The sequence below is a fragment of the Actinomyces ruminis genome (assembly GCF_002154335.2).
Lineage (GTDB): Bacteria > Actinomycetota > Actinomycetes > Actinomycetales > Actinomycetaceae > Actinomyces > Actinomyces ruminis.
Window position 1 is genome coordinate 43,188 of record NZ_MTPX02000041.1, and the last position, 22,513, is coordinate 65,700.

General features: G+C 67.1%; 23 protein-coding genes, 1 tRNA gene and 3 pseudogenes. 20 read left to right on the plus strand and 7 right to left on the minus strand.

What is annotated here, in order from left to right; all coding sequences use genetic code 11:
- Nucleotides 1-51 precede the first annotated feature (51 nt).
- Nucleotides 52-719: pseudogene (locus BW737_RS07230) on the minus strand (potassium channel family protein).
- Nucleotides 720-947: 228 nt separating this feature from the next.
- On the opposite strand from BW737_RS07230, the gene BW737_RS07235 reads away from it, so the two are divergent.
- The 5 genes from BW737_RS07235 to BW737_RS07255 are packed head-to-tail and all read left to right on the plus strand — an operon-like array spanning nt 948 to nt 4,193.
- Entirely contained in the window at nt 948-1,232 is a 285-nt protein-coding gene (locus tag BW737_RS07235; RefSeq protein WP_257210598.1) for a hypothetical protein, read from the plus strand.
- Nucleotides 1,232-2,356 (plus strand): hypothetical protein, encoded by a 1,125-nt coding sequence (locus tag BW737_RS07240; RefSeq protein ID WP_257210599.1) that lies wholly within the window; start codon nt 1,232-1,234, stop codon nt 2,354-2,356. Before BW737_RS07235 ends, BW737_RS07240 begins: the two co-directional genes overlap by 1 nt.
- 24 nt (nt 2,357-2,380) lie before the next feature.
- Nucleotides 2,381-2,869 (plus strand): hypothetical protein, encoded by a 489-nt coding sequence (locus BW737_RS07245; protein WP_086614120.1) that lies wholly within the window; start codon nt 2,381-2,383, stop codon nt 2,867-2,869.
- Nucleotides 2,866-3,378 carry a hypothetical protein gene (locus BW737_RS07250; RefSeq protein ID WP_086614119.1) on the plus strand — a complete coding sequence of 171 codons (513 nt, stop codon included), beginning with the start codon at nt 2,866-2,868 and terminating at the stop codon, nt 3,376-3,378. The genes BW737_RS07245 and BW737_RS07250 overlap by 4 nt, the downstream gene beginning before the upstream one ends.
- Complete coding sequence (locus tag BW737_RS07255) at nt 3,378-4,193, plus strand: hypothetical protein (RefSeq protein ID WP_086614118.1); 816 nt, start codon at nt 3,378-3,380, stop codon at nt 4,191-4,193. The genes BW737_RS07250 and BW737_RS07255 overlap by 1 nt, the downstream gene beginning before the upstream one ends.
- Nucleotides 4,194-4,950: 757 nt before the next feature.
- Here BW737_RS07255 and BW737_RS07265 read toward each other — a convergent pair.
- Together BW737_RS07265 and BW737_RS07270 are read right to left on the minus strand one after the other, a co-directional pair.
- Nucleotides 4,951-5,457: a Fic family protein gene (locus BW737_RS07265; protein ID WP_086614116.1), complete on the minus strand. Its 507-nt coding sequence runs from the start codon at nt 5,455-5,457 to the stop codon at nt 4,951-4,953.
- Nucleotides 5,457-5,708 (minus strand): antitoxin VbhA family protein, encoded by a 252-nt coding sequence (locus BW737_RS07270; RefSeq protein ID WP_086614115.1) that lies wholly within the window; start codon nt 5,706-5,708, stop codon nt 5,457-5,459. The genes BW737_RS07265 and BW737_RS07270 overlap by 1 nt, the downstream gene beginning before the upstream one ends.
- Nucleotides 5,709-6,013: 305 nt before the next feature.
- Here BW737_RS07270 and BW737_RS07275 point away from each other — a divergent pair, with 305 nt between their 5' ends.
- The 3 genes from BW737_RS07275 to BW737_RS07285 all read left to right on the plus strand — a co-directional run bounded on the left by BW737_RS07275 (nt 6,014) and on the right by BW737_RS07285 (nt 8,369).
- Nucleotides 6,014-6,346 carry a transcriptional regulator gene (locus tag BW737_RS07275; RefSeq protein ID WP_086614114.1) on the plus strand — a complete coding sequence of 111 codons (333 nt, stop codon included), beginning with the start codon at nt 6,014-6,016 and terminating at the stop codon, nt 6,344-6,346.
- A complete protein-coding gene (locus tag BW737_RS16860; RefSeq protein ID WP_218961844.1) occupies nt 6,343-7,359 on the plus strand; it encodes a nucleotidyl transferase AbiEii/AbiGii toxin family protein in 1,017 nt (338 codons plus the stop codon). Before BW737_RS07275 ends, BW737_RS16860 begins: the two co-directional genes overlap by 4 nt.
- 377 nt (nt 7,360-7,736) lie before the next feature.
- On the plus strand, nt 7,737-8,369 hold the full coding sequence (locus BW737_RS07285) for a TetR/AcrR family transcriptional regulator (protein ID WP_086614113.1): 633 nt from the start codon (nt 7,737-7,739) through the stop codon (nt 8,367-8,369).
- On the opposite strand, the gene BW737_RS07290 is transcribed toward BW737_RS07285, so the two are convergent.
- Complete coding sequence (locus BW737_RS07290) at nt 8,359-9,966, minus strand: TrkH family potassium uptake protein (protein ID WP_257210600.1); 1,608 nt, start codon at nt 9,964-9,966, stop codon at nt 8,359-8,361. The genes BW737_RS07285 and BW737_RS07290 overlap by 11 nt on opposite strands.
- A 233-nt stretch (nt 9,967-10,199) precedes the next feature.
- On the opposite strand from BW737_RS07290, the gene BW737_RS07295 reads away from it, so the two are divergent.
- The 3 genes from BW737_RS07295 (at nt 10,200) to BW737_RS07305 (ending at nt 12,055) form a co-directional block, all read left to right on the plus strand.
- Nucleotides 10,200-10,442 (plus strand): helix-turn-helix domain-containing protein, encoded by a 243-nt coding sequence (locus tag BW737_RS07295; protein WP_086614111.1) that lies wholly within the window; start codon nt 10,200-10,202, stop codon nt 10,440-10,442.
- A 127-nt stretch (nt 10,443-10,569) separates the two neighbouring features.
- Nucleotides 10,570-10,668 (plus strand): 30S ribosomal protein bS22, encoded by a 99-nt coding sequence (locus tag BW737_RS07300; RefSeq protein WP_003792170.1) that lies wholly within the window; start codon nt 10,570-10,572, stop codon nt 10,666-10,668.
- A 100-nt stretch (nt 10,669-10,768) separates the two neighbouring features.
- Entirely contained in the window at nt 10,769-12,055 is a 1,287-nt protein-coding gene (locus BW737_RS07305) for a UDP-N-acetylmuramate dehydrogenase (RefSeq protein WP_420835718.1), read from the plus strand.
- 57 nt (nt 12,056-12,112) lie between these two features.
- Here BW737_RS07305 and BW737_RS07310 read toward each other — a convergent pair whose 3' ends face one another.
- Nucleotides 12,113-13,132 carry an adenosine deaminase gene (locus BW737_RS07310; RefSeq protein WP_086614110.1) on the minus strand — a complete coding sequence of 340 codons (1,020 nt, stop codon included), beginning with the start codon at nt 13,130-13,132 and terminating at the stop codon, nt 12,113-12,115.
- 91 nt (nt 13,133-13,223) lie between these two features.
- Here BW737_RS07310 and BW737_RS07315 point away from each other — a divergent pair, with 91 nt between their 5' ends.
- The 4 genes from BW737_RS07315 to BW737_RS19145 all read left to right on the plus strand — a co-directional run bounded on the left by BW737_RS07315 (nt 13,224) and on the right by BW737_RS19145 (nt 17,356).
- Nucleotides 13,224-14,471: a protein kinase family protein gene (locus tag BW737_RS07315; protein ID WP_086614109.1), complete on the plus strand. Its 1,248-nt coding sequence runs from the start codon at nt 13,224-13,226 to the stop codon at nt 14,469-14,471.
- A gap of 200 nt (nt 14,472-14,671) precedes the next feature.
- Nucleotides 14,672-16,135 (plus strand): alanine/glycine:cation symporter family protein, encoded by a 1,464-nt coding sequence (locus BW737_RS07320; RefSeq protein WP_420835723.1) that lies wholly within the window; start codon nt 14,672-14,674, stop codon nt 16,133-16,135.
- A 51-nt stretch (nt 16,136-16,186) separates the two neighbouring features.
- Nucleotides 16,187-16,687, plus strand: a complete 501-nt coding sequence (locus BW737_RS19140; RefSeq protein ID WP_276567343.1) for an enolase-like domain-containing protein — start codon at nt 16,187-16,189, stop codon at nt 16,685-16,687.
- On the plus strand, nt 16,688-17,356 hold the full coding sequence (locus tag BW737_RS19145; RefSeq protein ID WP_276567344.1) for an enolase C-terminal domain-like protein: 669 nt from the start codon (nt 16,688-16,690) through the stop codon (nt 17,354-17,356). It begins immediately after the preceding gene.
- A 635-nt stretch (nt 17,357-17,991) separates the two neighbouring features.
- Here BW737_RS19145 and BW737_RS07330 read toward each other — a convergent pair.
- Together BW737_RS07330 and BW737_RS07335 are read right to left on the minus strand one after the other, a co-directional pair.
- On the minus strand, nt 17,992-18,453 hold the full coding sequence (locus tag BW737_RS07330) for a hypothetical protein (protein WP_086614108.1): 462 nt from the start codon (nt 18,451-18,453) through the stop codon (nt 17,992-17,994).
- A pseudogene (locus tag BW737_RS07335) lies at nt 18,454-19,666 on the minus strand (pyridoxal phosphate-dependent aminotransferase).
- Between the two features lie 170 nt (nt 19,667-19,836).
- Between BW737_RS07335 and BW737_RS07340 the strand changes: the two are divergent.
- From BW737_RS07340 to rplA, 5 genes and pseudogenes are all read left to right on the plus strand, one after another.
- A tRNA-Trp gene (locus BW737_RS07340) sits at nt 19,837-19,909 on the plus strand.
- A gap of 100 nt (nt 19,910-20,009) precedes the next feature.
- Nucleotides 20,010-20,243: a preprotein translocase subunit SecE gene (secE, locus tag BW737_RS07345; RefSeq protein ID WP_086614107.1), complete on the plus strand. Its 234-nt coding sequence runs from the start codon at nt 20,010-20,012 to the stop codon at nt 20,241-20,243.
- Nucleotides 20,244-20,302: 59 nt separating this feature from the next.
- Nucleotides 20,303-21,034, plus strand: a complete 732-nt coding sequence (nusG, locus tag BW737_RS07350) for a transcription termination/antitermination protein NusG (RefSeq protein WP_086614106.1) — start codon at nt 20,303-20,305, stop codon at nt 21,032-21,034.
- Nucleotides 21,035-21,226: 192 nt separating this feature from the next.
- Nucleotides 21,227-21,658, plus strand: a complete 432-nt coding sequence (gene rplK / locus BW737_RS07355) for a 50S ribosomal protein L11 (RefSeq protein WP_073327584.1) — start codon at nt 21,227-21,229, stop codon at nt 21,656-21,658.
- A gap of 78 nt (nt 21,659-21,736) precedes the next feature.
- Nucleotides 21,737-22,425: pseudogene (gene rplA / locus BW737_RS07360) on the plus strand (50S ribosomal protein L1).
- The last annotated feature ends 88 nt before the right edge of the window (nt 22,426-22,513 follow it).

Below are 22,513 nucleotides of genomic sequence, written 5' to 3' on the forward strand. Positions count from 1 at the left end.
CGATGCATTTTGGTGCCTTCCCATGCCAGCCGTGAGCGTTCACGTGCCGCATCAGTTGCGGTTGGCGAAGCGCTCCAGGAGCATGGCGTCCCCGCCCACCACGAGCACGTCGTCGGGGGAGACCAGGGTGGCCGGGGTGGCGTACTCGAAGGGCTCTCCCGGGCTCATCAGGCCGAAGACGGTCACGCCGTAGCGGGAGCGGATCTTGGACTCGCCAATGGTGAAGCCGTGCAGCTCGGCGGGCGGACGCATCTTGACGATGGTGAAGCCGCCCTTCTCCATCTCGATGTAGTCCAGCATGCGGCCGGATACCAGGTGTGCGGCGCGCTGCCCGGCGTCGAACTCCGGGTAGACCACGTGGTGGGCGCCGATGCGCCGCAGGATGCGGCCGTGCGGGCGGGAGACGGCCTTCGCCAGATCTGCGGGGTCTCCAGGTCCACCAGGTTTCCGGTGATCAGCACGCTCGCCTCCAGGGAGGTCGCTACGCCCACCACCGCGGTTCCGAACTCGGTGGCTCCCAGCTGCTCCAGGGCCTCCATGTCGGTGGCGTCCGCCTCCACCAGTGGGATGCGTCCGGTCCACTGGCGCACGATGACAGGGTCTCTCTCGACCGCCAGGACTTCCCGGCCCAGGCGGTCCAGCGTGGCGGCCATGGCCGAGCCGAAGCGGCCGAGCCCGATCACCAGGGTCGAGTCGTTGTAGGCGGAGCGGTCAGGCATGAGTCCTCAATGGCGATGTATGGATACTCAGCGAATGATAGCGAGCGATGCACGGCGAACGTCACCGAGCGGGCATTGCACCCAACGGTAGTCCCCTCCGCTGAGCCCGGTCACTGGTACAGGCAACGTGACGAAGATTGCTCAGGAGTCCCTCCAATTGACATTGGGTCGCAGTAGCATCACGGTGTTGCTCGTGATTGGTCCGTTGACCGGCAACGAGATGACTGCGTGAGCACCGGAACTATGTATATCAACCCCGAGACCCTCGATCATGCGGCTGGAACGCTTGATGATGTTGCCGGGGACCTTGAGGATGCCTCCTTTCCGGCAGACCCTGATGTGGGCCGTTCGTCGTCCGCGGTGTCAACGGCGCTGAGTCGGTTGTCCTCCAAGACCTCGGGTGCGGCCTCCGCGCTGCACACAACGGCCAGTGGTCTGAGGACGACCGCCTCGGACTTTCGCAACACGGACGAGGACGCCGCCTCGGCCACGCCCTCAGCTGGTGATCACTGATGTCTCTCGACGCGCGGGTGATCACCGAGCCTTCCGGAGCGTGGAATGCCGCACGGAGCTTGAACACGATCTCGACGACGGTCTCGGATGCCTCCGACGACGTCGCCGCTACACGCAGGACGATTGCCTCCGATTGCTTCAGCGAGTCCACGAATGCGGCGCTGTCGAAGCTGAGCACCCAGAGCTCGGACCTCGACGATGCCTCTTCCGACGCCACGTCCCTGTCCAAGGCGCTCGACGACTTCGGCTACTCCATGGACTCGGTGAAGAACCGGCTCGCAGACGTGATCGCCGATGCGACGGCTGCCGGGCTGACGGTATCCGGCAGCACCATCCAAGAACCAGTGGATGACGACTCCGACGCGGACTACGCCACCAAGAAGGCAACCTACGATTCGCTCTCCTCGACGCTGTCCCTCATTCGTGCCGATGAGTCGACGGCGCACGATACGCTCATCTCCGCCTGCGACTCGCTCAAGAGCGTGGGGGAGTGGTTCCGGGACCAGTTCATCCCCACCTGGGATTCGAGCGGCGTATCCAAGACGGCAGACATTGCCGACGGTGTTGCGAACGGTGCTCAATGGGCGACGATCAGAGCGATCTCCGTGTTCCGCCCGCGCTACCCGAAGGGTCATCCGGGTGCGGGGCGATTCATGGCGGCGGTGGACCGTTCCAAGATGGGATTGCTGGAGACCCTGTGGGCCGAGACCAAGACCACGAATTGGGTAAACAAGCCCTACACCCGTGGAACCACCGCGTGGAAGGTACAGCAGTATGCCGGAAAAGCGGCTCGTGTCACCAAGGGCATAGGTATTGGTGCAGCCGTATTCTCTGGCTTTGTTGGTGGGTACGAACAGTACCAGAAGGACTCGGCCAACCCCTCAATGGGTGAGGGAGAGAAGATTGCATGTGCTGGCACGCAGGCAGTTACGCAGGGGGCAGGCGCTTACGGCGGAGCATGGTTTGGTGCCCAGGTAGGTATGACCGTTGGTGCCGTTGGAGGCCCGGTTGGGGTTGCTGTGGGCGGTATTGTTGGTGGAGCGATCGGAGGGATAGCTGGGTCTGCCGCGGGAAAATGGCTCGGCGATAGGATTAATGAGGGATGGAGTAAGTTATTTGGGTGAAGTGAGTGAAAGGAGGTGAGTGCCATGTGGGGGGCTGTCGGCGTGTTCGGGTTCAGTCTGTCGATAATCGTCTATTGGGTGTTGGCGATGTTTACCGACACCGGGCCGGGTGAGTTTGCGCGGGAGATCAGTGCGCAGATGGGAGTCAAGAACAATTTGTCGCTCACGATTCCGGCCACTGCCCTGGCTTTTTTGTGTGCTTGTCCGCTGGGAGTGCCCGTGATAGCGGACTCGGTGTTCGGGACGGTGTTGGGCTTCGCTGGCTTTTTCTTCGTGCTGGTCGGATTGGTGAGTTTTTTGCCGGTTTCTTTGCCGGCGTGGATGTATCCGGAGTGGCATGTGGAGTGGCGGCGTCGGCGCCGGCGCGAGCGGCTCGCGGAGGCCAATGTCTGGCGCGACACCTCCCGCCTGGAGCCGGGAGGGCCTTCCGGATCGGCAGCCGGTTGTGTCAATGGGCCCTTCGACTCGGCAACTACGGACTCTTTCCCCGACTCTCCAGGAGATGACGCATGAGTTCAAGGTCCAACCCCGACCTGCCCCAGGAATTCGCGGGCAGCTTCGTAAAGGTATCCGCGCCCGCCGGCTGGGTTCAGCTGGACCCCGCTGGCATTCCCGGCGTCCCGGGTGCTGAGACCGCCCCCGGCGAGGCGGGGCATGTGGACCTGATCTGTGCCGAGCGGCCGGACAGCCCCCGCTTCGCCGAGAACTGCGTGATAACCGTCGCAGAGCTGCCCGAGGATGTCTCGGCGGAGAACTGGTTCCGGGACTCAACCACGCAGCTCATGAATTCCGTACCCGGTTTCCAACTGATTGACATCGCCGAGTGGGAGCCCGTCGGGCCCGGCCTGCTGCGCTCCGGCGTCTACATCCAGGACACCGTCTCGGTCACCGCCCTGCAATGGACTTGGGTGAGCGAGACCTCGCGGCGGGGGTTCACCGCTACGTTCTCCTGCTCCACCCGTGATTGCGGCACGGCGGTGGAGCGATTCTTGGCCATGATCGTCACACTGGAGGAGATCTGATGGCGCGGCTGGAGACGAGCGGATACACTCCGGTGTTGATCCTCGGCGATGCGGAATGGCTGTCCCTGCGCGCCGTGGCGATGGGAGGGCGCATCCCGAAAGACCGCATTGCCCGGCGGCTGCGGCGCAGCGGAGTCCTGGACGATCAGGGCATCACGCCGTCCGCGGCTCCTGCCCTGCACGGCGTTGCCGGGGCCACCCGGCACCTTGACGTTGCCCGCTTCTCGCCCGCGCGTCCAGGGCAACGCGCTGAGGCATGGATAGGTCCGGAGCGCGCGACCATCGTCAAGCACGAGCCGGACGGGTATCACGTCTACGGTCTCGATGGGTGCGAGGTGCCCTCCGCCTTCGTACAGCTGCTTGATGTACGGCCGCGCCATAATATCGACCTAGGGCCGCGCATCCTGCCGCAGTCGGTGTACAGCTTCATCGACTCCGGGGACTTGGATGCCCTCGCCGAGGAATTCGCCCGTATCGCACGCCAGCTCGATCGTGGCGGGGAGCCGGGACAGCTCGGTGGGCCCACACCGCTCACGGACGGGTTCGCCAGCGGCCAGTGGACACTCTCGCTGATCTCCACGAGCACACCACGAGATGGCGGCTGGGAGGTCGTGGGCTCCCTGACCACTCTGTCCGTCCCCGAATGCCTTTACGAACTGATCCCCAAGTCCGTCGCCACGGCTCTCGACGGCGGTGCCGCGCCCGAGGTGGTCGCCCAAGTAGCGGCCTCGGACCTGCCCGAGGAGTTGGTTCTGGCGCACATGACCTCACTGGAACTGTGGATGCGCGTAAGCTCCTGGTTCTTCGCCGCCTGAGGCGACCCGCACCCATAGCTCTCGGCGACACTGCGCGAGCAGCACGCCGGCACCCACCAGGGAGAGCCTCAGGCATCTCGATCTCGACGACGCGCGCTGCAGCGGGCAAGGCCCTGCTCGACGCCGACGACGTCTCACGCGCCGAGGCAGCAAAGATCTTCAAGCTCACTAAGACCGAGCGCGCCGTCGCACTCCCGTCACGCCGACGGTCAGAGCCGAGCGTCGCGGATGCGACCGACCAGCAGCCACGCCGTTCCCGCCGCTCTGTCCTCCTCAGCTCGTAGGTACCTACCTCACGGTGCCACGACGGCACCCAACCTGTCACGAGTAACTAAGTCCTAAGTACCGCTCTGGATCACGCATACGCCGCGCCTCACGGACCTGCGGAGTCATCATGGTCGGCCGACCACCAACACGACGACGCGCACGAACAGCCGCCAGGCCCTCACGTGTACGCTCGCGCACCAGATCGCGCTCAAACTCCGCAAACGACGCCGCCACACGCAACGCATCGACCTGCGCGTCCGGGCTCTGATCCGCCGTCGACACCCGCGCATACCCGACTACGTTCACCTCGACCGCCCCAAATCCCTATACGGAACATCCCCGCCACCATCAGGACGCTGATGGCCCACAGCCAAGCGACGGCCGATCTGCTCCCCCCCAGGCGTTTCCTAGTCGCCGCCCGCCGTCCCTCGGGCACACGGGATTGGTCAACAGTGCGGGTGTCGCGCGCCAAGACCACAGTCGTGCGCGGCTACGCGATGGCAACGAACACTGACACAAGTGAATCGGACACAGGCTCGTAGCGCCTCAAGTCAGGCCCGGACAGCATGCTGGCCTGGTTCCACACCTCGGGACTCACCTGACCGAAGTCGAGCGTAAAGCACGACTGCTCGGCCACATGCTCCATGAACACCTTGGACGTGCGACCACTGCTCGCGCGGAACGGGTGGGCCTGGTTCAGGTAGGCGAATACCTCGGCGCCGGCTCGCGCGAAGCCGCCACGGTCAAGCCGCATCCAACTAGTGCCTTCAACAAGACGATGCACGTCGGCCAGGTACCGGTCAATCTCGCCAGTGCGGACGTCAGAGAAGGAGGAAAAGATCTTCGACTCACGCTGCCGTTGGATAGTCTCGGAATACTCCAATTCCCTAAGCAGTACTGGGTCACGTTCGTCGAACAGGTTACGCAGAGTCCCCTGCCCCGTACTGGGGTCGTAAGTCTCAGCATAGAAGTACGACTCCCAGGTATCGAACACCATCAGCGCACAGCAGCAAGCGCCCCGCGACGGGCGGCACGACGACGAGCAGCGGCATGGGCGCGCCGGCGGTACTCACTCATATCGATCGCGCCCCGCGCATAGTCGGTCAGGTTCTCCACGTCCTCACGGTTCGGGACCCAACCCTCGTGCCACGCACTGGCAAGCGACTGCACAACGGCACGCCGCTGAACTTGATCAAGCTGCTCAAATAGCTCAGGCCACCGATACTCAACATCGAACTTCTCAGCCATAACAGAGCTTCCCTCTCCCCAACGGTCCAACCTTCATTCTACGACGTCGCCCACAACGGTCAAAGAGCAGCTCGGGTCAATTTGGTTCCGGGCGACATTTTCGGGCGGCTGCGACGCGGCGTGTCGCACTCTCGTGGCGATCGCCCATAAATGATCGTTTTTGTACCGGTCGACGGAACGTCGTGTGATCCGCGTAGAGGTTGACGGTGGAAGGGTGGTCAAAAACCCCGCCAAAACCGAAACCAACAATAGACCGTTTTCGACCTGGCCGGGTAAGCTGATGGTGAGATGAAAGGAGACGGGCCATGGCTGAGGTAACAGCGACTCGCGTGCGGTTCCGCGACGTCAAGCCCTATGACGCGCCCGCGTCGCTCGACGAGCTGCGTGGGCCCTATGACGGGCTCATTGACCTGCCTCACTCTGTGCGCTGGCAGGCGGATCGGCTCGGTGTGGATGTGTCGAACCTGGGCTGGCGGCGTATGGCCTACCAAGCGCTGCTCGCGGAGGGGACTGCTGACGAGCAGGGCCGCTTGATGAACCGGGATCGGCTCATTGAGACGTGGCCCATCCTGAACATGGACCCGGCCGTGCGCGTCTTGTGGGAGGGACGGTTCCCCCAGCTTCGGGCGGCCGTGTGAGCGGTGACCAGGAGGAGCAGCGGCGCATCGCGCGCCTGGCCCTGGAGGCCGCCGGCGACGAGGCCGGCTTCGCCTTGGCTGGCTCGGGCGCTATCCGTGAGCATGGGTTGATCAACCGGCCTACAGAGGACGTAGACCTGTTCACCGTCCAGCAGGAACACGCGCGGTTCGGCGCGGCGCTTGACCGGATTATCGCCGCGCTGCGCGCGGCCGGCTATAGCGTTGATACTCGCCGCCGCCAGGACGCATTCGCCCAGCTCGCCATCATCAGTGCGCAAGGACACAGTACCGACATGGATCTGGGCGTGGATTGGCGGGCTCACCCGCCTGTGCGGCTGGAGGTGGGGCCCGTGCTCGCCATCGAGGATGCGGTGGGTAACAAGTTGGGCGCCTTGTTCTCGCGGGCCGAGACCCGCGACTATCTCGACGTGGACACGATCCGGCGGTCCGGCAGGTACAGTGACAAGGAGCTGCTGAACTTGGTTCGCAATGCCGATGCAGACTTCGACCTAGGGCGGTTCGCTCAGAACCTCGACAATGTGGAGCGCATCCAGCCCGAAGCGGAGCGTGGCGACGACGAGCCGCACCGAGGCGGCCCTGTGGGGTGGGGGAGAAGCGGTTCCTCCCAGGCCAGAATGGTGCGCAGTGCCAGGCCCAGGTTCCCGACCTGGCAGTGCGAGGCGCATCCCTCGGCCTCGGTGAACATCTGGGTGGTAACCGAACGGGCCGCTGTCAGAGTGCGCACCTGCCGTGGCAATTGGGTCAGGGGCACGTACTGGTCTCACGCTCCGGCGAGCAACAGCACATCCCCGCGCACCTGCGCGGACACGTCCCGGGTGTGCAGCCGCCCAGTGAACCGTAGGAATTGTGCCGGTGAATCGGTGCCGGTCACCCGCATCCCCTGTTCCAATCCCCATTGGATGACGGGCCGCCTGCTGACGACTGCGAGCGTCCGGTTCACCAGACGGCGCGGGTCAGCGCCGGGCATGAAGAACTGGGCGGCGCGCTCATAGACGACGGCGTCGAACTCCCTGCCCACCGCCCGGGCGCCGCGCGCCAGGTACAGGTACGCCCTGACCCAGCCGGCGTTTGTGCGTGGCATTGGCGACAAGGCGCGGACCTCCTCGATTGCGTGCGGACCGATCAGCTCCGCCCAACGGGTGGCCTGAAAAGCCTGGTCGGTGGACACCGGGAGCGCTGGCGCGCCCAAGGGCGTGGCATGGAGATCGAATGCGTGGGAGCGGGCCATCGAGCCCCCTAAGGAAAATGATCGTTGCTGTTTCGTTGAAACTAATCCCGGTCGGGGCGCCATGTCAAAACGGTCATCTCGATTTATGGAGGGGTGGTATGTGCAGGGCGGGCCGACGCCGTCGCGCCATATCCTGGCCGCATGCCGCGCGTCACCCAGTCCTACCGAGACCGTCAAACCGCCCGCATCGTGGCCGCGGCGGAGGCCTGCTTCGCCAGGCGCGGCTTCGACGGCGCCTCAATGGATGAGATCATCGCCGAGGCCGGCATGTCCTCCAGCACCGTCTACCGGTACTTCCCCGAGGGGAAGCAGTCTTTGATCCGTGCGGTCCTCGGCCAGGCCGTCGATCCCGTGGTCGAGTGGGTGACGCAGTTGTCCGCGGCGGAGGAACTCCCGCCGTTCGAAGCGGCCTTCGTGGACGCCGTCGAACAGGCCTGGAAGTACAAGCAGGGCGAGACCGGTCGCGCCGAGCTCCAAGTCGCCATCTGGGCGGAGTTGGTGCAGCAGCCGGACCTGCGGGCCATCAACGCCGAGCGTTACGCCCGCGTGCGCGCCGAGATCGCCGGAATCCTCGGGCGCTGGCAGGAGCGCGGTGACATCGCGCCGGGTGCAGACCTGGGGGCGGCCGCCGCCGTCGTGCACAACGCGGCCATGGGCCTGCTGGTCCAGCAGATCGTTACGGGCGAGTCGGGACGGTTCGACGACGACGTCGCCGCCACCGCCCGCGCCCTGGCGGACATGCTGAGCGGCCGAGGTGGGGCCGTCAGCCGATGAGGGGGCGCTCGGCGGGCATGCGGATCACGCGGCGGCGCTCGCGCAGCGCCAGGGCCGAGGCGGCCGTCATGGTGCCCACGCGTCCGATGAACATCAGCACGATGATCACGTATTTGGCGCCGGGCGGCAGTATCGGTGTAATGCCGGTGGACAGGCCCACGGTGGCGAAGGCGCTGATCACCTCGAACAGGATGCGATCCAGAGTGAGATCGGTCAGCTCCAGCAGCAGCAGCGAGGCCACGCCGACGATGCTCGCCCCGATGAACGCCACGGCCACGCTCAGCCTGACCGTGGACAGGGTGATGCGCCTGCCGAATGCCTCAATGTCCTGATCGCCGCGCGCCTCGGCCAGAATCGCCAGCACCAGCACCGCGAAGGTGGACACCTTGATGCCGCCGGCCGTCGACGCCGAACCGCCGCCGATGAACATGAGCGCATCCTGAAGCAGCCAGGTGGACTCGTGCATGTGCTCCGGTGCGATGGTCGACAGCCCGGAGGAACGGGCGTTGACGCTGTTGACCAGCGCGGTCAGGATGCGGCCGCTGGTGGGCAGTGCTCCGTAGGTATTGGGGTTGTTCCACTCAAAGGCGCCGATCGTGACGGCGGAGAACACGCTGAGGGCCGTATAGGTGGTCAACGTGAGCTTGGAGTGGAGCGTCAGCTGCCGGGGACGACGCCGGTGGCGCACGACGTCGCGGATCACCGGGAAGCCGATGGCGCCCAGGAAGGTGCCCAGTACGATCGGCAGCCCCACCCACCAGTCGTTGGCGTAGGGGGCCAACCCCTCCGGCATGACCACGAATCCGGCGTTGTTGAAGATCGACAGCGCCATGAAGAACGCGTACCAGGCAGCGTGGCCGAGGTCGAGCCCCAGGGTCAGGAAGCGGGGCAGCAGCACTGCCATGAGCACGGCCTCGACGCCGAAGGCGGTGTAGGCGACGGCACGCAGCAGCGATATGACGTCGCCCATGCCCGACATGTTCTCCGAGGCGGCGAGCATGCGCTGCGTCAGCCCCAGGTGGCGGGAGACCGCGAAGGACAGCAGTGAGGCGAGTGTCATGATGCCCAGACCGCCGATCGCGGCGCCAACGATGATGACAACCTGTCCGAACGGCGACCAGTAGGTAGCTGTGTCCACGGTGGTTAGTCCCGTAACGCACACGGCCGAGGTCGCCGTGAACAGGGCGTCCACGAAGGGAGCGCGCTCGCCACTCGCGGTGGCGATCGGCAGGCTGAGCAGGGCCGCAATGCCGGTCACAATGACGGCGAAGACGGTGACCGCCAAGCGGGCCGGGGAGAAACGGGCGATGCGGTCGAAGCGGCTGCGCAGTCCGAGACGCGCCAGCAGCCCCCGGATACCGCGGACGTCCTCCTGGGCGGCAAGTTGCCGAGCAAACTCATCCGGGGCGGCCGGGCGGCTGGGATCCGTAGGCTCGGCCGTCCCCATCAGCGCCGCATCCGCCGCATGCCTGCTCCACCCGCTCAGACGGTCCGCGTCGCGCGCGGAACCGACGCGCCCGGCCCCGGCCTGTGCGCCCCTTGCGGGCGACGACGGCGAGTGATGTGCTCCGGAGTCGGGGCTTGCGGAAGAGGACACGGGGCCATTGTGGGCCATTGCGGCCCGTCCCGGACAGAAGCCGGGCGGTGATGCCCGCTGCCGGTGCGACAAATGTGTGAGATGCGGCGCCCGTGACAAATGGGGGAGGAAACATCCTGTGCGACAGTTGAGACACAGGTTATATTGGTGTTGTATCAGATCGCGCCGCCGTCGTGTTCCGTCTCGACGGCTGTGCGCGTTCACTCCGACCTGACGACAGGACACCAATAGCCATGGCACCGGGCATCTCGACACCTCCTAGCGCCTCGGGCGCCCCCAGCTTCCTTACCGTGGCGGAGGTGGCGGCCATGCTGCGCGTGTCGAAGATGACCGTCTACCGCATGGTCCACTCCGGTGATCTGCCCGCCATGCAGGTCGGGCGCTCCTTCCGGGTTCCCGAGCGTGCGGTTCAGCAGTACCTCGCGGCCGGACTGGGTGACTGGGGACACGAGGACTCCGCCTCAACCGGTTCCTGATACCCGCTACAATCCCCTAGTCACAGTGTGGTCGGACCCGGTTCGCCTGTCCGACGTCTGGTCGCCAGCCGCCCTGGCGGGTAAGCCCGTGTGAGCGTGCCGGCACGAACAACAACGAGGAGCCTCAATGGGATCTGTTATCAAGAAGCGCCGCAAGCGCATGGCCAAGAAGAAGCACCGCAAGCTGCTGCGTAAGACGCGTCACCAGCGTCGCAACAAGAAGTGAAGTGACCTGTGCCCGGGGCCCGTTCCCCGGGCGCAGTTGTTGTGGGCCGTAAATCGGCTGTTCGTCCTGCTCCTGCAAACACGACCCGAGCGGAGCCTCCATGTCACAAGTCCCCGACGCCGGCCGTTTTGGCCTGAGCGCACCCGAACTGCTGTCCGGCACCGAGGCGTGCGCCACGCCCATGTCCGTGCATTCCGACCCCGCCGACTGGCCGGCACCCGTCCCCGCCCTCGCTCGCCCGTTGGGAGCGGCCGGCGTCGCCGTTCCGACCCTGGCCGAGCTGACCACCCTGCGGGTAGGCGGCCGGGTTGGCAGCTACGTCGAGGCGCGCACCGAGACCGAGCTCATCGACGCCGTCCGGCAGGCCGACGCCGCAGGCACCCCCGTGCTGGTAATCGGCGGTGGCTCCAACATCCTGGCCGCCGACACGGGCTTCGACGGCGTGGTCGTGCGTGACGCCCGCCAGCAGGTCACCCTGTCCGCTGATGACCGCTGTGGGGGTGTGGAGTTCACCGCCACGGCCGGCACCACGTGGGACGATCTGGTGCGTGAGGCCATCGCCAACCAGTGGGCGGGCTTCGCGCCCCTGTCCGGGATCCCCGGGACCGTCGGCGCCGCCCCGGTGCAGAACATCGGCGCCTACGGCGCGGAGGTCGCCGAGCTGCTCGCCTCCGTGCGCGCCTGGGACCGCGCCACCGACCGCCCCGTCCACCTGCCGCTGGCCCGCTTGCATTTGAGCTACCGCGATTCCGCCCTCAAGCGTTCCCTGAGCGACGCTGCCATCGGCGGCGGCCGCACCTGGGGCCCCACCGGGCGCTGGGTGGTGCTGGCGGTGACCTTCTCCGTGCGCACCGCCTCGCTGTCCGCCCCCATCGCCTACGTCCAGTTGGCCCGCACCCTCGGCGTCGAGGTGGGCGAGCGGGTGGACGCCCGTGCCGTGCGCGAAGCGGTACTGGAACTGCGCCGTTCCAAGGGCATGGTTCTGGACGACGCCGACCACGACACCTGGTCCGCCGGCTCCTTCTTCACCAACCCGATCCTCACCCGGGCCCAGGCCGACGCCCTGCCCGGCGATGCCCCCCGCTTCCCGGTCACCGACCACTCCCAGGCGGTGGCGGGCACCCGGCAGGCTCCCGTCGTCGAGGGGCTGGTGAAGACTTCCGCCGCCTGGCTGATCGACCACGCCGGGTTCGGCAAGGGCTTCGCCCTGCCGGCAGCCGGGCCGGAGCCCGCCGCCAGCCTGTCCACCAAGCACGTGCTGGCTTTGACCAACCGCGGTCACGCCCGCGCCGCCGACCTGGCCGAACTGCGCGACGCCGTCGTCGCCGGAGTGCGTGAGCGTTTCGGCGTCACGCTTGTTCCTGAGCCGGTACACGTCGGCTTCTAAGCCGGGTAGCTCGAGCTTCGGCCGTCCGCGTGCGCCGCTGACCCGCCGACCCGGGTTTCAGCCGTCCGCCGCCAGCCAGGCGTCCACCTGCGCCAACCACTCCCGTTTGGAGGACGGCGATGCCAGCGAGGCGCGGATGGAGCCGCGCGCCAACTCCGCGAGAGCGGCGTCGTCCAGGCCCAAATCCCGGGCGATCTGGTACTGGTCCACCAGCCGGGATTGGAACAGCAGCGGGTCGTCGGCTCCCAGCGCCACCTGGGCGCCATGCTCCAGCAGCGCCGGCAGTGGCACGTCGCCGGGCTCCCGGTACACGCCCAGGCACACGTTCGACGCCGGGCACACCTCCAGGCTGATGCCCGCCGCTGCCACTGCGTCCAGCAGTGTCGGCTCCTCGCTGGTGCGGATCCCATGCCCCAGCCGGGTTGGGCCCAGCGCGGAGACGACGTCGCGCACGTGTTCAGGCCCCAGCAGCTCCCCGCCGTGGGGGAGCGAGGCCAGTCCGGCTCGGCGCGCGATGGCGAAGGCCGGACCCCAGGAGGCCGTTTCACCGGCGCGCTCGTCATTGGACAGCCCGAAGCCGACGACGGTGCCCGGCTCGTCGCCCGCATAGCGGGCGGCCAGGCGTGCCAGCGTGCGGGCCTCCAACGGGTGACGCATGCGGGAGGCGGCCACAATCACGGCCACCTCGACCCCGGACAGGATGGTGGCCTGCTTGGCGGCGTCGAGGATGATCTCCAAGGCGGGGGTGATGCCGCCGACGAAGGGGGCGTAGGAGGTCGGGTCCACCTGGATCTCGAGCCGGCGCGACCCCTCGGCGGCGTCGTCAAGCGCCGCCTCCAGCACGATGCGGCGCATGATCTCCTCGGTGACCACCAGGTGACGGGCTGTGTCGTAGGCCCGCTGGAAGCGGAACCAGCCGCGGTGATCCGCGGGCACGTGCAGCGGGTCTCCCTCCAGGAATGACGACGGCAGCCGGGCGTGGGCGGAGGAGGCCAGCTCCACGAGCGTCTCCAGGCGCATGGAGCCTGTGAAGTGCAGGTGCAGGTGCGCCTTGGGCAGGGCGGCGAGGTCGCGCATGGCGGGATTGTGCCACCACCTGCTCCCGCCACACCCAGTCGGCCCGCCCACAGGCGCACCAGGTCACGGCGCGGTGAGGCAGACTGTTCCCATGAGCAGCGTCATGGCCGGTCACGAGCCCGAGGAGGTCGCCCTGCTCACCGGACCGCGCGCCGCCTCCGTGCTGGCCGCGGCACTCGCTCCCGCCGGCCAAAAGCTTATGAGCTGGGAGGTCCACTCGGTGCACCACCGGCCCGGCGCCGGCGTCTCGGTCGGCTACACCGCCGTCGTCGCCCGCCCGGATGGATCGCGCGCCACCGAGTACCTGTGTGCCACCACCGCGCGGCTGTCCAACCCGCAGGCTGCCGGTTTGACCCGAGTGGCCCCCACCGGCGGAGACGGACCGATCGTGCATGTGTGGCGGCACCCGGCCGATCCGGAGCTGCCGGCGCTCGCGGTCGCCTGCACGCCCTCGCTGTTGTCCCAGCGGCTGGGCTCCCCGGTCAAGGCCACCATGGTCGCCTACCGGCCCACCCGCCGCGCCGTCGTGCGCGTGACCTACCCGGACTCCTCCACCGCCTACGCCAAGGTGCTGCGCCCCGGCCAGTCCGCCGCCTTCGCCGAGCGGCACCGCATGTTGCGGGCGGCCGGCGTACCCGCGCCGGACGTGCTGCGCGATGATGCGGACGGCCTGGTGCTACTGTCCACCGGCCGGGGCGTACCCCTGTCCGGGCTGCTGTCGCGAGGCATGGATGAGGCCCAGGCCGCCCGCGTGTTCCAGGGGCTGACGGGCCTGTTGGACTCCCTGCCGGCCGCTGCCGTGCAATTGGCGGCCCACCCCGCCTGGTCCGAGCGCGCCCGTCACTACGCGCACGCCGCCGCCACCGTCCTGCCCGAGCACCTGGCCCGCGCCCGCGCTGTCGCCGAGGGCGTCGAACAGTTGATGGCCGCCTCGGACCCCGGGCCGGTGGTGCCCGTACACGGTGACTTCTATGAGGCGAACGTGCTCATGGAGGGAGAGCGAGTAGCGAGTCTGCTCGACGTCGACTCCCTCGGACCCGGGCGGCGCGTGGATGACCTGGCTTGTCTGCTCGGGCATGTCAGCGTGCTGGATCACCTGGCGCCCGCCTCCTACCCGCATCTGCGCCCCGTGCTGGAGACGTGGACGGCCCTGGCCGAGCAACAGGTGGACCCGGTGGCGCTGCGCGCCCGCTGCGCCGGCGTGGTGTTGTCGCTGGTGGCCGGGGCACGCCGGGAGGACGGCGGACCGTGGCGTGCCGACGCCGAGGGGCGCCTGGCTCGCGCCGAGTCCTGGCTGGCGCAGGGCCGGGAGCTACAGGCGCGCCGCGGCGCCCATTGAGTGGGGCGCTTGGGACCCGATGCCGCAGCGGGAGCGAGCTGCGCGTCGACGTCGTCGTTCTCCGGCCCGGTAGGGGGAGGTAGCCACGTTGTGGACAGTTACATGCCCGAAACCGTCCGAGTGCGTAACCTGCGGCCGCGCCGGTGCCCGCCGGCTGAAAGGCAGAAATCGTGTTCCCCACGTCCTCCGCTACTCCCACCATCTCTGCACTCACCGGACTGGGTGCGGCGCCCGCCGCGGCCCGGCCCGCCGGTTTCAGCGAGGCCCTGACCGCCGCCGATGACTTCCTGTGGGGTCCCTGGCTGCTCATCCCCCTGCTGCTGGGCACCGGCATCTGGCTGACGATCCGGCTGCGCGCCGTCCAGCTGCGCAAGCTCTTCCCTGCGCTGCGCTTCGCCTTCGTGGACCGCAGCGACGGCGAGGCGGACACCGCCGAGGGCGACATCTCCCACTACCAGGCGCTGACGACGGCACTGGCTGCCACCGTCGGGGTGGGCAACATCATTGGCGTGGCCACCGCCATCCACCTGGGCGGTCCCGGCGCCCTGTTCTGGATGTGGGTGACCGCCTTCTTCGGCATGGCATCGAAGTATTCCGAGGCCTTCCTCGCCGTGCGCTTCCGCACCACCGATGCCAACGGGCAGAAGTCCGGCGGCCCCCAGTACTACCTGCAACATGCGATCAAAGGGCGCGTGGGCACCGTGCTGTCGGTGTTCTTCGCCGTTGCCACGCTGCTGGCCTGCTTCGGCATCGGCTCCATGACCCAGTCCAACTCGGTCGCCGCCCAGCTGGAGCACTCCTTCGGTGCGGATCCGGCGCTGGTCGGCATCATCATGGCCGTGGCGATCGGCGGCGTGCTGTTGGGCGGTATCGAGTCCATCGGGCGCGTCACCGCCGCCTTCGTGCCGATGATGATCGTTTTCTACGTCGGCGGCTGCCTGTACATCCTCGCCATCAACATCACGGCGATCCCCGCCGCACTGGCACTGGTATTCGCGGATGCCTTCACCGGGCACGGTGCCGTGGGCGGCTTCGCCGGCTCCACCATGCTCATGGCGATCAAGTTCGGTATGGCCCGCGGCATCTTCTCCAACGAATCCGGCATGGGGTCGGCCGCCATTGCCGCCGCCGCGGCCAAGACCAACCATCCCGTCCGGCAGGGCCTGGTGTCCATGACCCAGACCTTCATCGACACCTTCGTGGTGGTCACCTGCACCGGCCTGGTGGTGCTGTCCACCGGCGCCTGGACGGGTGATGATCCGGCCACCATGACCGCTACCGCCTTCACCACCGGCCTGCCCGGGCAGTGGGGCCACTACATCGTCTCGGTCGCGCTCATCTTCCTGGGGTGCTCCACGATCCTGGGCTGGGCCTACTATGGCGAGCGCTGCATTGTGCGGCTGGTGGGCGTGCACGGAGTGCTGCCCTTCCGCCTGTTCTTCACCGTCCTGATCTTCCTGGGCACCGTCACCAGCCTGGACGACGTGTGGACCTTCGCGGACATCGCCAACGGGCTGATGGCCATTCCGAACCTGATCGGCCTGGTGCTGCTGTCCGGCCTGATCGCCCGCGAGACCAAGGCCTACCTGGAGCAGGACCCGTACCTGCGTCGCCCCGGGGAGGAGTTCACCTCCGTCCCGGAGGATGCCGAGGTGGAGGCCTGAGCGGCGCGACTACGATGGATGCGCGAGCCCGCGGCATGCAAAGGACGTTCAATGAAGATCGTCTCTGCTCACGTCGGCACCATCCCGATCAGTTCCCCGATACGCAACGCCTACATCGACTTCAGTTCCATGGATTGCTCGATCCTGGCGCTCGTCAGTGACGTGATCGTTGACGGCAAGCCTTTGGTCGGCTATGGCTTCAACTCCAACGGCCGTTACAACGCCTCCGCGATTCTTGAACAGCGGTTGCTGCCCCGTCTGTTGGCCGCCCCTGAGGCCGAGTTGCTCGACGGCGATGGCGCCCTCTCCCCGGAGCGCGCCTGGGAGGTGATGATGCATAACGAGAAGCCCGGTGGGCACGGGGAGCGCTCGGTCGCCGTGGGTGTAGCGGACATGGCACTGCACGACCTGGCCGCAAAGATCGCCGGTGTCCCCCTGTACCGCTGGATCTCCGACCACTACGGCGATGGCAGTCCCGACGCCGATGTCTTTGTCTACGCCGCTGGCGGCTACTACGCGCCCGGCAAGACCCTGACCGACCTGCAGGATTAGATGCGTCGCTTACTGGACGCCGGATACCGGGTGGTCAAGATGAAGATCGGCGGCGCCCCGCTGGATGAGGACCTGCGCCGCATTGATGCGGTAGTCGACGGCGTCCTGGATGGCGACGGCTCTCGCCTGGCTGTAGACGTCAATGGACGCTTCGACCTGGACACCGCGTTGGAGTACGCCCGCGCGCTGGAGCCCTTGGGCCTGTTCTGGTACGAGGAGATCGGCGACCCGCTCGACTACGCCCTGAACGCTGTGGTGGCCGAGAGCTACCAGGGGGCCATCGCCACCGGCGAGAACCTGTTCTCCATGCAGGACGCCCGCAACCTGCTGCGTTATGGCGGGCTGCGGCCGGACCGCGACTACATTCAGATCGACCCGGCGCTTTCCTATGGGCTGACCGAGTACCGTCGAGTCCTGGACACACTCGATCGCCACGGCTGGTCCTCGCGCCGCTGTATCCCCCACGGTGGGCACCAGTTCTCACTCCACATCGCGGGCGGGCTGCACCTGGGCGGCAACGAGTCCTACCCGGGCGAGTTCCAGCCGACCGGCGGCTTTACCGACGACGCCCAGGTGGTGGACTCTCGCGTGTCGCCGGGTGGGCTGCCGGGCATTGGGCTTGAGGGCAAGGCGGAGTTCTACTCCGTGCTGCGCGGTCTGCACGCCTGAGGAAGGAGCAGGAGTCAGCGAGTTAGGGTGTGGCGGTGCCGTCGGCCGGTTCATCCCGCGTGGTGGGATCTGTGCCGACAGCAGGCGGAGCCTCGTCGGGGCACTGGACGGCGATCAGCGCCGAGCTAGTGGCGGAGCCAGGGCCTTTCCCTGATGACCGCTTGGGGTGGGACTCCAGGACGGTGATGGTGCAGCCGAGCACCTCGCAGAGGAGCCGACTGGGATCAGCGTATATGGCTCGTTCTCGTATGAGTCCGCGAGGTCGCCCGACTCGGATCGAGAGAAATTGACGCCGATATTCTTCTCGCTGACAAAAGTGACGACGAGCACCCATTCCACGGCATCTCCCGTGCCGTGGCGTCCCGGCTGCAGCATAACGTAGCTTCTGGCCTGGTCTCGCAGCGCCTCAACCTCGGGCGAAAGTTTGGGCGTCCCTTGCGGCAATGGGAGCCAATGGGCGTTCGCGTACAAGCCGATTCCTGCTATCAGAAGAACCGCGAACGCGGCTGCGAGGTACCGTTTGGCGTGAAAACGTCTCGTTGCGGTCACGCTGCCAACCTTACCTACGCTCCGCGTCTGAAGGACGGCAGCGACCCGGCGTGGTGCGGTGCCGAGAGAAGCTATCCGCGGGTGTGTCAGGGCGTCGGGGCGCCGGTCGGTTCATCCTGAGCGTTGGGTGCGGTGGCAGTGGGCGTGGCGCTCTCGGGGCACTGGACGGCGATCAGCGCCGAGCTAGTGGCGGAGCCAGGGCCTCTCCCTGATAACCGCTTGGGGTGGGACTCCAGGACGGTGATGGTGCAACCGAGTACTTCCTCAGAAGAACCAACATCTATCCGTGCATCCGGAACTGCTTCACCGCCTCGGCTGAAGTGAACCCAGACGGTCTCGGCATTCGCGGTTCCGAGAACTAGAGACCAGTCATCGCCTGTGCCGGGTTGATTCTCTACGTAGCTTGTGGCCTGGCTGCGCAGCGCCTCTACCTCGGGGGCAAGCTCCGGTGTTCCCTGTGGCAGTGGCCACCAGAACATGTAGACCGCCGCCGCGGCGATGACGGCCAGCATGCCGATCGCCGCGGCCAGTAGCCGTTTGCGTCGCACTCAATCGACCTCGGCCAGCAGCTGTTGCATGCGGGCAACACCCTCGGTGATGGCGTCGTCGCTCATGGCGTAGGACATGCGCAGGAAGCCGGAGGGGCCGAAGGCCTCGCCGGGCACGACGGCCACCTCCGCGTACTCCAGCAGCAGTTCGGCCAGCGTAGCCGAGGAGTCGATCACGTGCCCGCGCAGCGACTTGCCGATCAGCGCCTCAACGCTCGGATAGGCGTAGAAGGCCCCCTTGGGGGTGGGGACCTGAACGCCATCGATCTCGGAGAGCATGGATACGATCAGCTGACGCCGACGGTCGAAGGCGGTCCGCATGTGGGCGACCGCGGACAGGTCTCCGCCCACCGCGGCTATGGCCGCGCGCTGGGAGACGTTGGCGACGTTGCTGGTCAGGTGTGACTGGAAGTTGGTGGCCGCCTGATGACGTCGGTGGGCCCATCATCCAGCCGACGCGCCAGCCGGTCATCGCGTAGGTCTTGGCGACGCCGTTGAGCACCACCGTCTGGTTGGCCAGTTCGGGCACGAGCGCAACGATGTGTGCCGGCTGGGCGTCGTCGTAGAGCAGGTGCTCGTAGATCTCGTCGGTGACCACCCAGATGCCGTGCTCCAGCGCCCACTGGCCGATGTGGGTGAGTTCGGCGGCGGTGTAGACGGCGCCGGTGGGGTTGGACGGCGAGCACAGTAGCAGCACCTTGGTGCGTTCGGTGCGGGCGGCCTCCAACTGCTCGAGCGTGACCTTGTAGTCCTGGTCCGCGCCGGCGAACACCTCCACGGTGGTGCCACCGGCCAGGGCGACTACCTCCGGGTAGGTGGTCCAGATGGGGGTGGGCATCAGCACCTCGTCGCCCGGGTCGACGAGTGCGGCGAAGGCCTGGAATACGGCCTGCTTGCCGCCGTTGGTGACCAGGATGTCCTCGGGGGAGACCAGATAGCCGGAGTCGCGCAGTGTCTTGGCGGAGATGGCCTCGCGCAGCTCGGGCAGTCCCTTGGCCGGGGAGTACTTGTGGTTAACCGGATCCTGAGCCGCGGCGACGGCGGCGGCGACGATGTAGTCCGGGGTGGCGAAGTCCGGTTCGCCCGCGCCAAACCCAATAACGGGGCGCCCGGCTGCGCGCAGGGACTTGGCCTTGGCGTCGACGGCGAGGGTCGCCGACGGGGAGATGGCGGCCAGACGGGCTGAGACTCGACTTATGGGTGCAGTACTCACGCGCCGATAGTCTCATGTCGCCATGGTGGGGCGGTGCCGCTGTCCCGCTATGCGGCGCAAGGTGGCGAGATTCTCATACCGGGGGCGGGCCGGCACCGCCGACGTGGCGCAGCCCACGGAACTGGAGTTCGGCATTCGCCGCTCGATGTGGCAAGATGGGTTGCCGCTGAAGGGCAGTGGCGCAATTGGTAGCGCACCGGTCTCCAAAACCGGCGGTTGTGGGTTCGAGTCCCGCCTGCCCTGCTGAGAACGGCGGATCTGTCGGGAGATCCCGTCGGCTCCGTCTTCTCGCCCACCAGGGCGTGACCGGACCGTCGACCCCGAGGATCACGAAAGCAGAAGCATGAGCGATACAACCGTCGCCAAGGGCAAGCGGAAGCAGAGGCGTGGCCCCTTCTCCCGTATCGCCTTGTACTTCCGGCAGGTGATCGACGAGCTCCGCAAGGTGGTCTGGCCCACCCGGAACGAGCTGTGGACCTACTTCGCGGTGGTTGTGGTGTTCATCTTGGCGATCATGCTGTTCACCGGGGCGCTCGACGCCATCTTCGATCGGCTCGTCATGTGGGCCTTCGCCTGACCATCCGTTCTCGCTAGTCGCCGTCGCCGTTAGATTCAGTCCGAGGAAAGAGAAACACCGTGTCCGAGGAGAACCTCCCCGAGGAGTCCACCGTCGTCGACGGGGTCGCACCCGCAGAGCCGCAGCAGTCGGCCGAAGTCGACCCGGTTGAGGAGTTCCGTCAGCAGCTGTCCTCGCTGCCCGGCGAGTGGTACGTGCTGCACACCTACTCCGGCTATGAGCGGCGCGTCGCTGCGGACATCATGGCGCGCGCGGAGAACTTCGAACTGGAGGACTACGTCTTCGACGCCGTCGCCCCCATGGAGACGGTCATCGAGATCAAGAACGGCAACAAGAAGAAGGAGGTCTCGCGGGTCCGCATCCCCGGCTATGTGTTCGTGCGCATGGATCTGGATGACCCGGAGACCTCCGAGCAGGTGTGGCGCACCATTAAGGACACCCCCGCCGTCACCGGCTTTGTTGGTGACCGCTACGACCCGGTGCCGCTGACCTTCGAGGAGGCTGTCTCCCAGCTCGGCCCCACTCCCGAGGAGGTTGCCTCCAAGCGCGCTGCCGCGGCCACCGCCGCCCCCGAGGAGGGGGCCGGAACCCAGGTTGCCGCCGACGGTCAGGTCTACGAAGTCGCCTATTCCGTGGGCGAGTCCGTCATCGTCACCGATGGCCCCTTCGAGTCGCTGCCCGCCACGATCTCGGAGATTCACCCCGAGACGCAGAAGCTGCAGGTGCTCATCTCCCTGTTCGGCCGCGACACCCCGGCCGAACTGGCCTTCAACCAGGTCGCCAAGATCTGATCGCCCCGCCCGGGCCCCAAGGGCCCACAGGCGAAGGCGCAGCACCTGTGAGACCGCCCACCGGCTGGCTCACGGGCGCGCACGCGGGTCTAAGATGGGCGCTCGCGTGCCAGGTACGTGCCCACGTGCCAACGCATGAACCCGCTGCACGGCAGGTGTGCAGCATTCCGGACAAGAAAGATCGAATTACCCATGGCTCCTAAGAAGAAGGTCGCCGGGCTGATCAAGCTCCAGATCCAGGCCGGTCAGGCCAACCCCGCCCCGCCGATCGGCCCCGCGCTCGGTCAGCACGGCGTGAACATCATGGAGTTCTGCAAGGCCTACAACGCTGCGACCGAGTCGCAGCGCGGCAATGTCGTCCCGGTGGAGATCACGGTTTACGAAGACCGCTCCTTCACTTTCGTGACCAAGACCCCGCCGGCCGCAGAACTGATCAAGAAGGCGGCCGGCGTCTCCAAGGGCTCCGCCACCCCGCACACGGACAAGGTCGGCTCGCTGACCCAGGCCCAGGTGCGCGAGATCGCCGAGACCAAGATGCGTGACCTGAACGCCAACGACGTCGACTCCGCCGCCAAGATCATCGCCGGCACCGCCCGCTCCATGGGCATCAGCGTCGAGGCCTGAGCCCAGGCCGACTCCCCAAACCGATAAGCGTGGAAGGGCCTGCGCGGCCCGTTCACCACGACTGCTAAGGAGAAGCAGATGACTAAGCGCAGCAAGGCTTACCGCGCCGCCGCGGAGAAGATCCAGTCCGGGATCCTCTACACCCCGGCGGAGGCCGTGAAGCTGGCCAAGGAAACGTCCGTCACCAAGTTCGACTCCACCGTGGACGTCGTCCTCCGCCTGGGCGTTGACCCCCGCAAGGCCGACCAGATGGTGCGTGGCACCGTGTCCCTGCCGCACGGTACCGGCAAGACCGCCCGCGTGGTCGTCTTCGCCCAGGGTGAGCGGGCCGAGCAGGCCCTTGCCGCCGGCGCGACGAGGTCGGCGGCGACGAGCTCATCGCGAAGGTCGCCGGCGGGTACACCGATTTCGACGCCGCCGTCGCCACCCCAGACCTGATGGGCAAGGTCGGGCGCCTTGGTCGTGTGCTCGGTCCCCGTGGCCTCATGCCTAACCCCAAGACCGGCACCGTTACCATGGACGTGGCCAAGGCCGTCGCCGACATCAAGGGGGGCCGCATCGAGTTCCGCGTGGACCGCGCCGGCAACCTCAACTTCGTGATCGGCAAGTCCTCGTTCACCGAGGAGCAGCTGGCCGAGAACTTCCAGGCCGCCTTGGACGAGGTGCAGCGTCTGAAGCCGTCGGCCTCTAAGGGCCGTTACATTCTCAAGGCCACCATGGCCACGACCATGGGCCCCGGCATTCCCATGGACGTCGCCAAGCTCTGAGGCATTGCGGCTGATACGCAGCTGAACGACCGGGCCGGTCCCCAGGCGGGGGCTGGCCCGGTCGTCATTCCAACGAGACTTTTCTCTT

What these genes read in the sequence shown, in the direction of transcription:
- BW737_RS07295 (WP_086614111.1), top strand. Translation starts at nt 10,200, where the DNA reads ATGGCACCGGGCATCTCGACACCTCCTAGCGCCTCGGGCGCCCCCAGC.
- BW737_RS07305 (WP_420835718.1), top strand. Translation starts at nt 10,769, where the DNA reads ATGTCACAAGTCCCCGACGCCGGCCGTTTTGGCCTGAGCGCACCCGAA.
- BW737_RS07310 (WP_086614110.1), bottom strand. Translation starts at nt 13,132, where the DNA reads ATGCGCGACCTCGCCGCCCTGCCCAAGGCGCACCTGCACCTGCACTTC.
- BW737_RS07285 (WP_086614113.1), top strand. Translation starts at nt 7,737, where the DNA reads ATGCCGCGCGTCACCCAGTCCTACCGAGACCGTCAAACCGCCCGCATC.
- BW737_RS07300 (WP_003792170.1), top strand. Translation starts at nt 10,570, where the DNA reads ATGGGATCTGTTATCAAGAAGCGCCGCAAGCGCATGGCCAAGAAGAAG.
- BW737_RS19145 (WP_276567344.1), top strand. Translation starts at nt 16,688, where the DNA reads ATGCGTCGCTTACTGGACGCCGGATACCGGGTGGTCAAGATGAAGATC.
- BW737_RS19140 (WP_276567343.1), top strand. Translation starts at nt 16,187, where the DNA reads ATGAAGATCGTCTCTGCTCACGTCGGCACCATCCCGATCAGTTCCCCG.
- BW737_RS07270 (WP_086614115.1), bottom strand. Translation starts at nt 5,708, where the DNA reads ATGGCTGAGAAGTTCGATGTTGAGTATCGGTGGCCTGAGCTATTTGAG.
- BW737_RS07255 (WP_086614118.1), top strand. Translation starts at nt 3,378, where the DNA reads ATGGCGCGGCTGGAGACGAGCGGATACACTCCGGTGTTGATCCTCGGC.
- BW737_RS07245 (WP_086614120.1), top strand. Translation starts at nt 2,381, where the DNA reads ATGTGGGGGGCTGTCGGCGTGTTCGGGTTCAGTCTGTCGATAATCGTC.
- secE (WP_086614107.1), top strand. Translation starts at nt 20,010, where the DNA reads ATGAGCGATACAACCGTCGCCAAGGGCAAGCGGAAGCAGAGGCGTGGC.
- BW737_RS07265 (WP_086614116.1), bottom strand. Translation starts at nt 5,457, where the DNA reads ATGGTGTTCGATACCTGGGAGTCGTACTTCTATGCTGAGACTTACGAC.
- BW737_RS07240 (WP_257210599.1), top strand. Translation starts at nt 1,232, where the DNA reads ATGTCTCTCGACGCGCGGGTGATCACCGAGCCTTCCGGAGCGTGGAAT.
- BW737_RS07315 (WP_086614109.1), top strand. Translation starts at nt 13,224, where the DNA reads ATGAGCAGCGTCATGGCCGGTCACGAGCCCGAGGAGGTCGCCCTGCTC.
- rplK (WP_073327584.1), top strand. Translation starts at nt 21,227, where the DNA reads ATGGCTCCTAAGAAGAAGGTCGCCGGGCTGATCAAGCTCCAGATCCAG.
- BW737_RS07250 (WP_086614119.1), top strand. Translation starts at nt 2,866, where the DNA reads ATGAGTTCAAGGTCCAACCCCGACCTGCCCCAGGAATTCGCGGGCAGC.
- BW737_RS07275 (WP_086614114.1), top strand. Translation starts at nt 6,014, where the DNA reads ATGGCTGAGGTAACAGCGACTCGCGTGCGGTTCCGCGACGTCAAGCCC.